Annotated in this window: 13 protein-coding genes and 1 tRNA gene; 4 read left to right on the forward strand and 10 right to left on the reverse strand. The window is 57.0% G+C overall.

The window, feature by feature from the left end:
• Nucleotides 1–177: 177 nt before the first annotated feature.
• The 3 genes from ACS5Q8_RS13685 to ACS5Q8_RS13695 are packed head-to-tail and all read right to left on the reverse strand — an operon-like array spanning nucleotide 178 to nucleotide 3,345.
• A complete protein-coding gene (locus tag ACS5Q8_RS13685) occupies nucleotides 178–1,440 on the reverse strand; it encodes an NAD(P)/FAD-dependent oxidoreductase (RefSeq protein WP_465160314.1) in 1,263 nt (420 codons plus the stop codon).
• The gene (locus ACS5Q8_RS13690; protein ID WP_443694885.1) at nucleotides 1,430–2,377 is read right to left on the reverse strand and encodes a dihydrodipicolinate synthase family protein; all 948 of its coding nucleotides are present in this window, start codon (nucleotides 2,375–2,377) and stop codon (nucleotides 1,430–1,432) included. Before ACS5Q8_RS13690 ends, ACS5Q8_RS13685 begins: the two co-directional genes overlap by 11 nt.
• A 41-nt stretch (nucleotides 2,378–2,418) precedes the next feature.
• A complete protein-coding gene (locus ACS5Q8_RS13695; RefSeq protein ID WP_426102787.1) occupies nucleotides 2,419–3,345 on the reverse strand; it encodes a 4-hydroxyproline epimerase in 927 nt (308 codons plus the stop codon).
• Between the two features lie 220 nt (nucleotides 3,346–3,565).
• Here ACS5Q8_RS13695 and ACS5Q8_RS13700 point away from each other — a divergent pair, with 220 nt between their 5' ends.
• The 3 genes from ACS5Q8_RS13700 to ACS5Q8_RS13710 all read left to right on the forward strand — a co-directional run bounded on the left by ACS5Q8_RS13700 (nucleotide 3,566) and on the right by ACS5Q8_RS13710 (nucleotide 7,058).
• Nucleotides 3,566–4,333, forward strand: coding sequence for an AraC family transcriptional regulator (locus ACS5Q8_RS13700; protein ID WP_276197940.1), 768 nt, complete (start codon nucleotides 3,566–3,568; stop codon nucleotides 4,331–4,333).
• Between the two features lie 86 nt (nucleotides 4,334–4,419).
• Nucleotides 4,420–6,486, forward strand: a complete 2,067-nt coding sequence (gene treS, locus ACS5Q8_RS13705; protein ID WP_276192857.1) for a maltose alpha-D-glucosyltransferase — start codon at nucleotides 4,420–4,422, stop codon at nucleotides 6,484–6,486.
• A 113-nt stretch (nucleotides 6,487–6,599) separates the two neighbouring features.
• Nucleotides 6,600–7,058, forward strand: coding sequence for a hypothetical protein (locus ACS5Q8_RS13710; protein ID WP_276192858.1), 459 nt, complete (start codon nucleotides 6,600–6,602; stop codon nucleotides 7,056–7,058).
• A 50-nt stretch (nucleotides 7,059–7,108) separates the two neighbouring features.
• On the opposite strand, the gene ACS5Q8_RS13715 is transcribed toward ACS5Q8_RS13710, so the two are convergent.
• Nucleotides 7,109–7,363, reverse strand: coding sequence for a helix-hairpin-helix domain-containing protein (locus tag ACS5Q8_RS13715; RefSeq protein ID WP_426102856.1), 255 nt, complete (start codon nucleotides 7,361–7,363; stop codon nucleotides 7,109–7,111).
• Between the two features lie 577 nt (nucleotides 7,364–7,940).
• Between ACS5Q8_RS13715 and ACS5Q8_RS13720 the strand changes: the two genes are divergently transcribed.
• Nucleotides 7,941–8,279: a DUF6555 family protein gene (locus ACS5Q8_RS13720; RefSeq protein WP_489990331.1), complete on the forward strand. Its 339-nt coding sequence runs from the start codon at nucleotides 7,941–7,943 to the stop codon at nucleotides 8,277–8,279.
• Nucleotides 8,280–8,535: 256 nt separating this feature from the next.
• Here ACS5Q8_RS13720 and ACS5Q8_RS13725 read toward each other — a convergent pair whose 3' ends face one another.
• The 6 genes from ACS5Q8_RS13725 to ACS5Q8_RS13750 all read right to left on the reverse strand — a co-directional run bounded on the left by ACS5Q8_RS13725 (nucleotide 8,536) and on the right by ACS5Q8_RS13750 (nucleotide 14,814).
• Nucleotides 8,536–8,772: a DUF2790 domain-containing protein gene (locus ACS5Q8_RS13725; RefSeq protein ID WP_253400390.1), complete on the reverse strand. Its 237-nt coding sequence runs from the start codon at nucleotides 8,770–8,772 to the stop codon at nucleotides 8,536–8,538.
• Nucleotides 8,773–9,982: 1,210 nt separating this feature from the next.
• The gene (locus tag ACS5Q8_RS13730) at nucleotides 9,983–10,216 is read right to left on the reverse strand and encodes a hypothetical protein (RefSeq protein WP_276192861.1); all 234 of its coding nucleotides are present in this window, start codon (nucleotides 10,214–10,216) and stop codon (nucleotides 9,983–9,985) included.
• Nucleotides 10,217–11,108: 892 nt separating this feature from the next.
• On the reverse strand, nucleotides 11,109–12,041 hold the full coding sequence (locus tag ACS5Q8_RS13735; RefSeq protein WP_276192862.1) for a cation diffusion facilitator family transporter: 933 nt from the start codon (nucleotides 12,039–12,041) through the stop codon (nucleotides 11,109–11,111).
• Nucleotides 12,042–13,322: 1,281 nt separating this feature from the next.
• Nucleotides 13,323–13,592, reverse strand: a complete 270-nt coding sequence (locus ACS5Q8_RS13740) for a superinfection immunity protein (protein ID WP_276192864.1) — start codon at nucleotides 13,590–13,592, stop codon at nucleotides 13,323–13,325.
• Between the two features lie 541 nt (nucleotides 13,593–14,133).
• Nucleotides 14,134–14,220, reverse strand: a tRNA-Leu gene (locus ACS5Q8_RS13745).
• Nucleotides 14,221–14,532: 312 nt separating this feature from the next.
• Entirely contained in the window at nucleotides 14,533–14,814 is a 282-nt protein-coding gene (locus tag ACS5Q8_RS13750) for a hypothetical protein (RefSeq protein WP_426099737.1), read from the reverse strand.
• Nucleotides 14,815–14,964: the final 150 nt, after the last annotated feature.

Here is a 14,964-nt window from a genome sequence, read left to right on the forward strand (position 1 = left end):
CCAAGACCTGCGGCGAATTTGGCTGTGAAAAGCCGGCGTGAGAAGGCGGGAGAGGCTGCGCGGAATCCTTGCCACGTCGGCGTTGGTAAGGCGCCGTGCAGCTAATGCGCAACACGCCCTACAACAGTTGTAGGATATTTCTGGATTTTCAGCGCGGCACTTTTGGCGCGAAGCCTCTTAGAACCGCGCCAACCGATACCCCCCCAGTTCGGGCAAGCCCGACAGCAGCGGCCGCTCCGAAGCCAGTTGCACGATGATGTCTGCCGTCACCGCTGCCTGCGTCAACCCCAGATGCTGATGCCCGAACGCTAGCAACACCTTGCCATCTGCGACCCGATCGATAATCGGCAGCGAGTCCGGCAGGGAAGGCCGGAACCCCATCCATGGCGTGGCGTCCTGCGCATTGAGGTCTTGCCGGAACAACCCTTTGCTTAGGCGATGCAGCTGCCAGGCGCGTTGCATATTCGCCGGGCGCTCAAGGCCGGCGAACTCCACGGTGCCGGCCAGGCGCAGCCCGCCGCTCATGGGCGTCATGATGAACTTGCGCTCCAGGGAGGTGACGGCGAAGGGCAGGCGCTGATGTTCGTGGGGCAGCATCAGGTGGTAGCCGCGTTCGGTGTCCAGCGGGACGTGTTTACCCGTCAAGGCGGCGGTGAGTTTCGCCGAGTGCGCTCCGCAGGCGATCAGCACCTGGCGTGCAGCCAGCGGGCCTTGATCGGTGATCAACCTGACGCCCTGGGTGTCGACCTGCCCGTCCAGCACCCTGCGGGTGAGGAATTGCACGCCGCTGGCTTTGGCGGCGTTCACCAGTTCGCACACCACCCGGTACGGGTCGAGAAAGTGCCCGGTGCCTGCAAAGAACAGCCCGCCCTGGATGTGCTCGCTCAACTGCGGCGCGGCGTTGCGTATGGCCTCACTCGACCAGAACGCCACGGGCACACCTTGTTGTTCCATCCGCTGCCGTAACGCGTCGATGGCGCCCCGCGAATCCGCCCGCTCGAACACCAGCAACGAGCCGTCTTCGCGCAGCAGCTCCGGGTGGTCGATGCCTTGCAGCAAACGCTGCCATGCGCCCAGGCTGGCTTCATTCAGCGCACGAATACCGGCGACCGTGCGCCGGTAGCGGGCCGGGCGCAGGTTCAGCAGCAAACGCGCAAACCAGGGCAGGGCGCGGGGCAGGTATTTCCAGTCCAGGCGCAGCGGGCCCATGGGGTCCATCAGCATCGCGGGCAAGCGCTTGAGGATCGATAGATCGGCGATGGGGAATACTTGCTCGGTCGCCAGGTGGCCGGCGTTGCCATAGGAGGCGCCCATGCCGGGTGGCTGCGGGTCGATGACGATGACCTGGCGCCCTTGGCGTGCCAACTGCAAGGCGCAGGCGACGCCGATGATGCCCGCGCCGACCACGGCGATGTCGGCGCTTGGGGGTTCAAGCGACATTCTGTTCAGCCGACCAGTTGGCGTACCACTGGCGGAACAGCGTGTACTGGCTTTCGGTATAACGACGCTGGGCCTCGCTGAGGCTATCGGTTTCGTTGAAGTGCAGGGCGTAGCGGCGCTCACCGTTGAGCACCATCAGGTACTTGTAATACAGCACCAGATCGCAGCCTTCGTCGAAGGACGAGAGCACCGCCAGCGCGGCTTCCAGCTCCAGTGCCTGGCGACGCGCCTTGGCATCGCCCTTGGCGGCTTGCTTGCTCAGCGCTACCAGTTGCAGCACCTCCCGTGGCAGGGCGTTGCCGACGCCGGTGATGGCGCCGGTGGCGTTGCAGTTGACGAAGCCGTGGACCACCTGGGTATCGACGCCGACCATCAGGCTCACGTTATCGTCCTGGGAGGTGATGTATTCGGCGGCGTAGCGCAAGTCGGCGCCACCGCCGAACTCCTTGAAGCCGATCAGGTTCGGGTGTTCGCGGCGCAGTTCGAAGAACAGCTCAGCGCGGGTGGCGAAGCCGTAATACGGGCTGTTGTAGATCACCGCCGGCAGGTTGGGTGCAGCGTCGAGGATCGCTGCGAAGTGGGCCTTTTGCGCGGTGGCCGACGCGCCTCGGGACAGCACGCGGGGAATCACCATCAACCCCTGGGCGCCGACCTTGGCCGCATGCGCCGCGTGGGACACCGCTTCACGGCTGTTGACCGCGCCGGTGCCGACGATGGTCGGTACGCCGGCGGCCGCCAGGCGTGCCACACCTTCCTGGCGCTGGGCTTCGGTGAGCAACGGCCAATCGCCCATCGACCCGCAATACACCACGGCGCTCATGCCGATATCGATCAATTCGCGGCCCTTGGCGACCAGCGCGTCGAAATCCGGTTCGCGCGCGGCGGTACACGGGGTCATCAGCGCGGGGATGCAGCCGGTGAAGATGTTGTCGCTCATGGTACTGACTCCTTGGAATGCTCAGTCAAATAGCGCAGGGCTCAGATGCCCCAGGCGAAAGGGTCCTGCTCATCGATCAGCAGGGTGCTGTCGGCGGTCATGTAGGCGCGGCCGGTGATGAACGGGCGCACGCGTTCGCCGTCCCATTCATAGCGGCCTTCGAACTGGCTGCCCGTGATGCTGGCTTGTACCCAGGTTTCACCCGGCGCGAGTTGTTTGTCGGCGGCCAGGCAGGCGAGCTTGGCGCTGGTGCCGGTGCCGCAGGGCGAGCGGTCGTAGGCTTTACCTGGGCACATGACAAAGTTGCGGCTGTCGGCGTGGTCGTCGTCGGCAAACAACTCGATGTGGTCGATCAGGGCGCCGTGTTCACCCTGGATGCCCTGGGTTTCGAGGGCCTTGAGCAGCGCCCAGGTGTAGTCGGTCAGGGCGTCGACGTTGTCCATCTGCAGCGCCTGGCCGTGCTCCGAGACCAGGAAGAACCAGTTGCCGCCCCAGGCGATATCGCCATGCACCACGCCATGGCCTGGCATTTCCACCGCTACCCGTTGGCGAAAGCGGTAGGCGGGCACGTTGCACAAGGTCACGGCGCCGTCCTCGTGCAGCGTCGCCGCCACCGGCCCGACCGGGGTGTCGAGGGTATGCACGCCGGGCGCAATGCGCCCTAAATGGTGCAGCGATGCAACCAGGCCGATCGTGCCGTGGCCGCACATACCGAGGTAGCCCGCGTTGTTGAAGAAGATCACGCCGCATAGGGCGCCTGGGGTGACCGGCGCGCAATACAACGCGCCCACCAGCACATCGTTGCCCCGTGGTTCCAGCAGGCAGGCGCGGCGCCACTGGTCGTGGTGGGTGCGCAGGCTGTCGAGTTGCGCGGCGATGCTGGTGCCGCTCAGCGCGGGGAATCCATCCATCACCAGGCGCGTGGGTTCGCCGCCGGTGTGAGAGTCGATGACGTGCAGTCGTTTCATAACACGCTCCATTCAGGGCTGCGCCTGGCGCAGCGGGCGCCTTCCTGTGAGTGACGGGATAGGCAGGCAGTGGCGCTATCGTGAACGCATCGGCGTGGCGGACGATTGATGTTTTGCGCCGTGTCGGATGACGAATTCAGCACAGTTTTGCGCGCTCGACAGCGTCCTGTGCATGCGGCAATCTGCTGGACGTCGAGGCGCAAAGTGGAGGGCCGAAGTGATGTTGCAGAGCGCGTTTGCAGCCCTGTGCCAAGGGAGTGAGGCGAATCGCCCGCAGAGCATCGAGCAGTTGTTGGGCGGCGTCATGCAACTGTTGCCGATGCTGGACGTGATCCCCAATGCGGCGATCTTCATCAAGGATCTCGACGCCCGTTATGTGCTCGCCAACCGCACCTTGGTGCAGCGTTGCGGGCTCAAGCAACTAGAACCGCTGCTGGGCAAAACCAGCGCCGAGGTGTTCCCCGCGCAACTGGGGCCGGGTTATACCGAACAGGATCGGCGGGTGCTGCAGCAGGGGTTTGTCCTGGCGGATCAGCTCGAATTGCATCTGTATGGCAGCCGCGAACCGGGCTGGTGCCTGACCCACAAGTGGCCGCTGTACAACCATGTCGACCAGATCATCGGCCTGGCCGGTATCTCGGTCGACCTGCAATCAGCCAGCCAAACCCACCCGGCCTACCAACGCCTGGCCGCTGTGGACGAGCACATTCGCGCGCACTTCAACCGCCGCGTCACCTTGGGCGAACTGACACGGATCGCCGGGATTTCCGTGGCGCAACTGGAGCGCTACTGCAAGCGCGTGTTCCACCTGACACCGCGTCAGATGATCCAGAAAGTGCGCCTGGAACAGGCTCACCGCTTGCTGCAAAGCGACCTGCCGATCACCGAGGTGGCGCTGCAGTGCGGTTATACCGACCACAGTGCGTTTACCCGCCAGTTCAAGGCGTCGACGGGGTTTACGCCCAGGCAGTACCGCCAGTTGGGCTAGTCGCCGGCATTGCGATGCAACGAATAGCCCCGGTCGCCGCTCCTATGCTTACGAGTAACCTTTTCACGACGACAGGTAATGGGCTTATGACGGCGGCGGACAACGATCATGTGAACTGGCTGGTGCAACAGTCGATGCTGCACGCGGCGCGGCAACGGGCCAAGCTCTATTCGGGGCAAGGCCGCCTGTGGCAACAGCCGTATGCGCACACCCGGCCGCGTGATGCGTCAGCCTTGTCGTCGGTGTGGTTTACCGCGTACCCGGCGTCGATTGTCACGCGTGAGAATGGCACGGTGCTGGAGGCGCTGGGCGATGAAAGCCTGTGGCATGCCTTGTCGAAGATCGGTATCCAGGGCATTCACAACGGCCCGCTGAAAAAGTCCGGCGGCCTGGCCGGGACGGAACACACGCCGACCATCGATGGCAATTTCGACCGCATCAGCTTCGACATCGACCCGCAGTTGGGCACCGAGGCGCAGTTGCAGGCACTGACGCGCATGGCGGCCGCCCATAACGCGGTGATCATCGATGATGTGATCCCGTCGCACACGGGCAAGGGCGCGGATTTCCGCCTGGCCGAGATGGCTTACGAGGATTACCCAGGGCTCTACCATATGGTGGAAATCCGCGAGGAAGACTGGCCGTTGCTGCCGGAGGTCGCCGACGGGCGCGATGCGCAGAACCTCAGCCCGCTGCAGGTGGATGCGCTACGCGATAAACACTACATCGTCGGTCAGTTGCAGCGGGTGATTTTCTTCGAGCCTGGCGTGAAGGAAACCGACTGGAGCACCACGCCCGTGGTCATGGGTGTCGACGGCAAGCCGCGGCGCTGGGTCTACCTGCATTACTTCAAGGAGGGCCAACCGTCGCTCAACTGGCTCGATCCATCCTTCGCCGCGCAGCAGATGATCATTGGCGATGCGCTGCACGCGATCGATGTCATGGGCGCGAAGATCCTGCGCCTGGACGCCAACGGTTTCCTCGGTGTCGAGCGCAAGCTCGACGGCACGGCCTGGTCGGAAAGCCATCCGCTGTCGATCACCGGTAATCAGTTGCTCGGCGGCGCGATTCGCAAGGCCGGCGGTTTCAGCTTCCAGGAACTGAACCTGACCGTGGACGATATCGCCTCGATGTCCCACGGCGGTGCTGATCTCTCCTACGACTTCATCACCCGGCCGGCGTACCAGCATGCGTTGTTGATGGGCGATACCGAGTTCCTGCGCTTGATGCTGCGCCAGATGCACACCCTCGGCATCGACCCCGGCTCGCTGATCCATGCCTTGCAAAACCATGATGAGCTGACCCTGGAACTGGTGCATTTCTGGACCCTACATGCCCATGACAGCTTCCTCTACCAGGGGCAGACCTTTCCCGGCAACATCCTGCGCGAGCATATCCGTGAGCAGATGTACGAGCGCCTGGCCGGCGAACATGCACCGTATAACCTCAAGTTCGTCACCAATGGCGTGTCCTGCACCACCGCCAGCATCATCACGGCAGCCCTCGGCATTCGTGACCTGGAGGCGATCACGCCGGCTGATATCGAGCAGATTCGCCAGATCCATTTGCTCTTGGTGATGTACAACGCCATGCAACCCGGCGTGTTCGCCTTGTCCGGCTGGGACCTGGTCGGTGCATTGCCGTTGGCGGCGGATGAGGTCGCGCACCTGATGGCTGATGGCGATACCCGCTGGATTCACCGGGGTGCCTACGACCTGGTGGACCTGAACCCGCAGGCCGAGCTATCCGCTGGGCAGATGCCACGTTCGAAAAGCCTGTACGGCAGCCTCAACAGCCAATTGCAGGACCCCGACTCGTTTGCTTCCCAATTGCAGAAAATCCTCGCCGTGCGCCGTGCCTATGATATCGCCGCCAGTCGCCAAATCCTGGTGCCGGACGTCGAACATCCTGGCTTGCTGATCATGGTCCACGAACTGCCGGCCGGCAAAGGCACGCAAATCACCGCGCTGAACTTCGGTAGCACGCCGCTCACCGAAACCTTGCACCTGCCCAATATCGCGCCGGGACCGGTGGTGGACATCATCAATGAACGGGTCGAGGGCGACCTGACGGAGGAGGGGGAATTCACCATTACGCTGGATGCGTATGAAGGGCTGGCGTTGCGGGTGGTCAGCAGTTCGCCAATGCTTTAGCGCAGATCAAGTGATGACCGGCACCGACACGTCAAACTGGTTCGGTGCAGGTTGAAACCCGGGTTGAGGGCAACCCGGCACGACGCTAATCCAGCCATAAAAGGAACCGGACCATGTTGTTTGATGCATATGCTGAAGAGTCGCTGAACGGTATCGGTCATGTCGTCCAGGATATCGAGGACGTTGCGCAGTACACCGAAGGGTTGCGAGCACGTCTTTCTGAACTCTTTGCGTCTACGCACAGCCGTTTTGGCGCGAGCTTTTCCGTTCCGCCAGAGGGTTACTTCCAGGTTGAAGGCCACTTCGGTTTGGTCAGAGCGAATCTGCTCTATGCCAATGAGGGCAGCGGCACCTTTGGTCGCGTGGTGCTTCGCAAGCACACGCTGGACGAGCAGGGACGAGACGCCTGGCCGGAAATCTGGGCGTTTCGGATTCTGAAGGATGGCGATGTCTGGGAGAGTGACAGCGGCCCGGCGCTCTACAACGAGAGGAATACGCCAAACGAGCACACGTGCGTCGCCGTTCGGCGTCTCGTCGAATCAATCGTGCTGTCTGCAATGAAACCACGCTAGATCCGCCAGGCAGTCAACAAGCAGCCCCTGCGGGAGGCGATTGAACGCGCTTACCCGTGAGGGTTGCGTGCGCGCTCGTTTCTCGCCAGTGCCACGGCCGCAGTGATTGCGGCGCGGGCTTGAGGGCTGTTCTTCCAGCATGTCGAGCCTAATGCCGCAGAGGCCTGGGCCAGGATGTCTGCCACGTGTGATTGGCTGAGAGCGTCCAGCGATTCGATGCCCATCTGTTCAAGCCGGGTAATCACTGTGGGGCCTACGTCCTTGAGTGCGAGCAACGCAGTTCGTTCTTCCAATGAGAATGGTATTGGTAAATTCCTTTTTCCAAGAGCCCCGGAGTGTGCCGGATGCCGGGGAGTGTTTCAATAAACCGAAGTTGATTCGGTACATCGCACTACCTGGCTGTCGACACGTGGGTTTGCTGTCTTTTGAATGCTAAAGGGCCATATAAAGAGCGCTACATTTTTGACATACAAATGTAACGCGATTAAAAAATAAAATAGCTGACTTTTGAGTCAGTCTACAAAAACGGGGCCATATTAAAAGTAGGGAAAATAGTTTCCCTCTTAAAATAGGTGATCCCATTGGAATATACATATCCAAACGAGTTACACGGAAATGCCAGCGTGAAAGCGGTGCTCGTGACCGATAACAAAGTCATTAGTACATCCGAGTATATTGAGATTTTCTTAATAACCAGGGGCTATGACACGACGCCTGAAAATAGGCTCAGGGTCGCGGAAAGCCTGGCTCGCGTTCCTGCGCGTGAGCGCCATTCCTCCTCTGAGCTGGACCACTGGCTTGATTGTCACTTCAAAAGCTGACTGCCGCTTTCGCAGGGTATTTAACGTAAGCGTGATAATCAAAGGGTAATGCCAGGTGATTATGCAGACTGATTACGAGATACATTACATTAAGCGTGGCCACAAAAACGTCAGAAGAGTCAGGGCCAAACACATGATGGAGGTTGATGCGTGGAAAGTTGCCATTATTGCGGAGGGCGTCAGCCATGAAGAGACTCTCCCCTTAGTTTGTTTGGCACAGGTTAAAGCCCTGGCGGCTAGGTACGATGTAAGCTCAGTCAGGTGGAACAAAGCGATACATGTAAAGAACCTGGAAACGGTCATGTCGAATAGAGGCATAACGCGGGAGGATACGGGCGAGCGTACCTTGGATCTGTTGGTTCAACCCCAGGACAACGTCACACCCGATCAATCAGACTGACAGCACGCAACCGAGTGCTGCTCGACTCGAAAAGGCCTGGACGTGTTCCAGGCTTTTTCATCGAGCAGAGCCGCTTCATTATTTGGCATTCCTTTGCGTGATCTGGTTTTGTTGAGCCACAAAAAAACCCGCACTTGGCGGGGTCTACCTGCATCACCGATGCAGGGGGCGCAAATGATGCTGGGAACTTCCCCCAGCTTGCCCCCGTGGGGCGTTTTAACAAACCTGCCATCAAGCAGGCTTTGTTGGGACTCGGTCAGCTGTTGGAACAACCGTTACCCATCACACTGTATTGCATGACGTGTTCATGGCCTTGGTGGTCCAGGTAAGTCATCTGGACAGGCACTACCGCACAGACATTGTCAGGGATAGAGTCCACGTGAATCACTTTGGCGATGTCGAGGTGCGAGCTGTAGCTGTACTGCTCGACGGCCGGTTGATCGGCAAACGCCATCTGGCTGCCCAGCATTACAAAAGAAGCAGCAATCAACATTTTAAACAGTTTCATTTTTTCAGTGTCCCAACGATGCAAACGATTTACGTCTTCAGTCGGAGTACATATGGCCGAAGGCTCTACGAGGCGCGGGAGGGTGGTTTGCTTGGACCCTGTGGATTGGCGCTTCGTCGCTTTGTTTGGAAGCTGGGTCTAGTTTATGCCGTTGGCGATTTTGATAAATCCCAAAGCCTGGAAATGATTGTTGCTGAAAAGGTAATAATGCAGCGTGGCGTCAGGGAAGCATCCCTGCCAACGACGTCCGGGCTTTGCTTCTGCGGGCAGGTAACGCGAACGTGCGGTTGTTTAGTGCCGGGAGAAAAGCATGGGGTTGGTCGGCTGGACGCCGTGGCTGGGGAGGTGCGGAGCAAGGTCAGAAATGGTGGTGCAGAAAAGATAAGGGGCGCATCAGATTCCCCGGCAAGCTCTTGATCTCTAAGGTGCGAAGCCAGAATCGCACGGGCATTAGCAATAGCAGCGACAGCGAGCATCGAGTGCTTAGCTTGCGTCGGGACTTAGATGGGTGAAGAAACTGCAGCCAGTTAACCAGGTAAACAAGCTCAAAGTCTCTTCGAGGCCCGGCGCGTCAAACAACATGGGCCGTGAGTCCAGATGGTCATTCAGATGAGTGCTTGCCGGGCGCTTTGAATGCCTAAAATGCACGCATAAGGGTACTTAATTAAAGTAATTCTGGTTGGTTTGGACGAGTGGCCATTAATCTTACATACAAGACTGATTTTTTATGTATAAAGGTGGCGCTTTTACTGGTTTTGCTCATGCTCGACGAAGGCAAGCTCTTTCGCCGATGTCATGCTGTTTTTTCGGGATCTATCCGTGATAGTGCGAATGATATCTGATCCTTTGTTCTACGCGTTACTCAACGTAGCGTGGAGCTTGAAACACTCGAAGATCTTAGCTGGTTCGCCCTGGCGCAATAGCAGCTTAGGAAATAGGGGCGGCCCTAATCTTTTTGCTTTGCGTGAAAGAAGAAATAGTCAAAAAAAGGATTTTGATCATGGGACTTAGATGGACTACGGTTACGGTACTACTGGTTGTTTGCTGGATGCTGTTTTTGGCGCTTCTTATATGCAAGCCCTTCATGAGAATCTGAGCATGGCTCTATTTGGTCGATTATCGCGGGCAAACATTTTTAATGCGTCTCTCAAATCGATTGCTTGATGCCGGTAGCCGCCGACCTCCCTGGTACGGCCTATGGAGAGGGCTGCCGTTTTGATAGCAGACTCACTCCCGCAAGACTCGCTTTGCAGGCATAATCAGGTAACGGCTTGCCGAGCCAACTCACGCAGAATTCATCCACTTCCACCCATGTGTCCGCAGGCGATTGTTGGCATCGAATGAGCTCTGAGCAGACGCCGTTTTGATCAACTTTGACGAAGCTGCGGAATTTAGAGGGCGTGACGAAAAATAGCTTAAGCCACAGCATGATGATCTCCTTATTGGTAGCTATATAGGTATAGCTTTATTTCAGGCTGAGGCCATTGGATTCTGGGTTTTTACCGCACATTTCGCTTTTATGTTCCTAGTATATCGGGCGCTGTTAGGCGCGCCTTATGTTGGCCCGGTCACGTCGAATGTTGGTCTAAAAACTGTATTGCAGTTCGATAAAAATGACAGGCTTTTATGGGCAAACGACCGGATCGCAAGCTCGATGCACTCATGGCGAGTCACTGTGCTGATCATTGCGGCGATCTGCTCGGATATGGGCAACTTGGCAATCCTCTAATTGATGACATCGCATCGAGGGGGCCGTGATTAGTCCAGCCATTAGGTCCATTTGAGGGTCTAGAAAGCGTAGCAGTGGCCAAGTAGACGGCCCGCGCACGGGCCTAATGGACATCCCTCAAAGACGCAGAGGGGGTTGCTTCCCCCTCCTATCTCTACTGAGCGTTACGCCGTCGTGTTGACTCGCGTGCCTATTGATCCTGAGGTTGCTTTGGTCTGTTCGACTTCGCCCGGCGTGCTACCGTCATGATCGCCGTCGCTGTCTGCCTGCACGGCTGGCCGGACTTGGGGTTTGAATGCTGCAGGTTGCGGTTGTGTGATGTGTGTCGAACCCGTAATTGCCGATGTCATGTGAATCCCCTTAAGAATCGCTAGTTTGAGTTAATACTATCGGCATATTGTTTCAATGTTTAGCCACTTTAGTTAAGCACCTCATGAATAAAAATAATTGAGAGCGTTTCCTGGTCTTAAGTTTGGTTCGGCACGCTAGCGCTCAAGTTGTAGGTGAAAAATGTGTGATAATTTTGTGATGGTTTACGAGTTGCTTTTGCACTATCTATCTTGGCGCGTCGCGCTACAGGCGCCGCGCCGGGTTAATGATCAAGGTCAGGGCGGTGCCAGGGATCTACGTGCGTCATAAGATTCAAAACGCGATGTATCCGCATCACCTCTTCCCTTGCTGAAACCGCAATAGCATGACCTTGTGCAACGGTAATTGAGGCATCTACTTCGATATGAGCGTCGACGATGATCATGTCACCCATTTTTCGAGTTCGTAGATCATGCACCCCTTTAATTCCAGGTATGTTTTCGAGCGTGTTGCGAATGGTTTCTACTTCCTGCTCATCGGCAGAGCGGTCCATCAGGTCATGTAATGAATCCCAAGTGAAGGTCCAACCCATCTTGGCGATCATGCCTCCGACCACCAGCGCAGCAATGGGGTCAAGAATCGGGTAGCCCGCCAGATTACCAACGATGCCTATGCCGACAACCAAGGAGGACGCCGCGTCGGATCTTGCGTGCCAGGCATTGGCAACCAACAAACTAGACTTAACTTTTTTGGCGACCCTCAGCATAAAGCGAAACAACAACTCCTTGGCTACCAGCGCTGCAATGGCAACCCACAAGGCGGCAACGTGTACCGTTGGAATCGACTCAGGGGTTTCAAGCTTGAACACCGCAGATCCGATCATGCCGACACCCACGATCAGCAATAGTATTCCCAATACCATGGATGCGGCAGTCTCGAAACGCAGATGCCCATAAGGATGACCTTCGTCAGCATCCTCTTTGCTTTTGTGGCTGGCGAATAGCACTACGAAATCAGCGATCAGGTCTGATAGCGAGTGAATACCATCGGCTACAAGCCCCTGGGATTTTGACATCACGCCCACTGCAATTTGTGTGAATGAGAGCGCAATATTGACGATGACGCTCATCCATGTGCATCGGGAGGCTGCCGATGCGCGGGCGGCTTGACTATATCCCTCGTCTTCAGAGTCTTCAGCTATTTGTTCATGATTCATATTTGTTTCTCTAATTGAAATTGATACTCGTCTCGCGCTGCGAGCAAGGTCAGTACTCACTAATAGCTGAGCTTTTTATCGGGCGTGAAGCGTAAGGGGTGTGCCTCAATTAAAGCAAGGAGTCGTGCGTTCTAAAAAGTGTGTAAGTACCGATTTTAGGGTTGCCTGGAATGATGTAAATGCTAATGTTTCGCGTAACTAAGATTTTAGGTTGGCTACAGAGTTAGTGAGTCAAAGCGGGATGCTTCTCAGCGGGTATAAAAGAAAGGTCGACGGGCGCAGAGGCATCGCGTCTATATCAATGACTCAAGCGGTCAGGTGCAAAAACATTCACAAAAAATAATGTTGCGGTACTTAAACATTGACGTGTGAGTACTGTATTTGTGGGCCAGTTATAAGCCTTGCGCTACAAACACCAGGTGTGAGCTGGTTAGCGTCGTTTTTGAGCGAGGGCATCAGGTCTGAGTTCGGCATCGATGTTCCTCAGAGGTGACCACCGGCGTTCTCCCCGATCACCTCAAGTGCGCCTCGGACGTTTTGGCCGGCATTCGTGTGGCCTTGGCTTTCGACGAGCAGCGTCAACTCCATCAGCGCAGCCTCTGTAGATCGCGACCGTTGGCATGCACCCCATATGAAAATTTTCTAAACGAGTGACGTCGCGCCTGTGAATGATCTCTAATTCGAATGGTTGATGGCATAATGCCATGAGCGCTGGTCGAACGTGACGTCGTTGAACGTTTTTTGAGACCTCAGGTTCCATTTCTCAGACATGATCAGGTGATCTGTAATGCGTCGTTCAGCTGTAAACGCCTGGAGGGACCTTCTATACCAGGTTGTAAACGAACAGGACGTTGAGGACAAGTATTTCAAGTTGCTTAGTGGGGCCGACCGCATGAAGAACGCCGGTCATCATCAATGAGGATGAATGGCGGAAGCTTGTTCGTAAGGCGGGCGAATTTCTTGCAAACACTGTTGAATAAGAAATACGGCTGCTGGCAGAAACAATATGCCCGGCGCTGGGCCGGGTTATCTGTTGACTCGGGCGAGGGAGTATTTTGGGGAGGGCATTGAGTGGTCTCCGCTAACGCTAAAGCGTATCGACAGCATAGTAGCAGGCAAAAAAAAGCCCGCTTGTGGGCGGACCTAAAGGGAATTCTTCAAAGGAGTAGGGCAACTTTGCACTCTGTCCTGTAAATGCCAGGTGAAAAGGATGTCGCAAAAGCAGAAAGCCAGCTCAATGGCGGCACGACGATGGGCAGATACAAGAAACCCGATGCACACTCATTTGTCTGTAACCTGCAACACTAAAGCCCTGTAAAGCGCTACAAACCAACCGATGCCAGTCCAGCCAGCAAGCAGGTTCAGCTTGAATATCGATACACGGGCTTTCTTGACATGGCCGATTGCACATATCGATGGGTAGAAGTACAGAGCTATAGCGCTGAATAAAAAAAGAATGTTGGCAAAAAGCGCAACCTCATTACAGCCGCCTCTACCTAAATAGCTGAGTCCGCATAGAGGAATCAGAATGCCAAGACCAAAAACTTTCACTGAAACGCCCTCTGCCCATAAATGTAATCACGCCGGCTGGCGGCGTAATGACATCAATGTACGTAGGTACATATGAATTGGGTAATGCGGAAAAACTATCCGTTCGATAGGGTGGCACAAGAAGCCCTGGCCGGAAGCCCGCGCGAAGGTCGGTATTAGAATGAAGTTGCTATCGCCTGGGCCAACTGCATGTCGGACATCGGTGGCGCTTGGAATAGGTTGTTGTTTTCGGCGGCCACGACCTGAGTGCTGATCGATACCCTGAGGGCGCCTGCCAGGGTCTTCCATTAGTTCATTCTTCGATGCTTCCATTGCGACCGGAGGGCGTCACTCTAGCAGAGTAGGGCGCGCGGAGTTCGCGGCCAATAATCCAACACTACCGCGTTGGTTTCCCGATGATCGTACCGATCTGACACATCGGTTGGCAGTTGAAACGTTTTCGATGGCTTGTGTTCGATCGGCAGGGCGCCGAAGAAAGGGAATTGCGGAACAAAAAAATAAGGGCCTGCATGAAGTTCATCATGCAAGCCCTTGATATCTATGGTGCCCGAAGCCGGAATCGAACCGGCACGCCCTTACGAGCGGGGGATTTTAAGTCCCATGCGTCTACCAGTTTCGCCATTCGGGCGGTAGCGCGGTGCAGCAGGGTTGGGAATATATAGATCCGGGCGCTTGGGCGCAAGGTCGAAGGCGCCTTTGTTGTACAAAGAGGGGGATGAAAAAGCTCGATAGATCAGTGATCTACATAGGTGCCCAGGGAGAAACCGAAGATTCCGAGGGTTGGGGAACAGGCCTCAAAAATGACAAGTGCGCCGATACGCTGTCTCTGCACTTCAGCGTGGATGCTCAGTAGTAAGCAGGCTGGTGTCTGAGTGTAGGGCACTCGCACTTCGCCCAGCAGAACAAAGCCCCAGCGCAACCGGGGCTTCTGCATGTTGGCCTATACGAAGGGCTGGCCACTGAAGCCGCGTGGCAGGCGTTGCAACCCGGGCAGGTCGGTCAGGCGTTGTGCCCAAGCGCTGCGCCAGTCGCTGGAGGTGTGGGTCCTGGCTCGCCGCGAGGCACGGCGCGCGGCGTTGCGTTGGGTGCGTCGCGCTTCCTTATAGGCTTCGGTGTTGCGGCAGGTACGGCATTTGACGCGGTTCAGCTCAGTACTGGAGGGGAGGTTGCCGCCGTGATGGCCGCAGGCTAAGTGCCCGGCGACCTTGAAGTGAATGACCATGTAAGCGTCTCCTTCTTGGGGGGCGCGCATCGGTAGACCCACAATGCACGCGGGGAGGGCGGGCTGCGATTAATCCCGACACCTTCAATTACGACCCCGCGCCGGTCGCAGCGTTCGGTTTGTGCCCTGCAGCCCTGTTCAACCCCTGGG

Source organism: Pseudomonas sp. PAMC25584 (assembly GCF_058135675.1).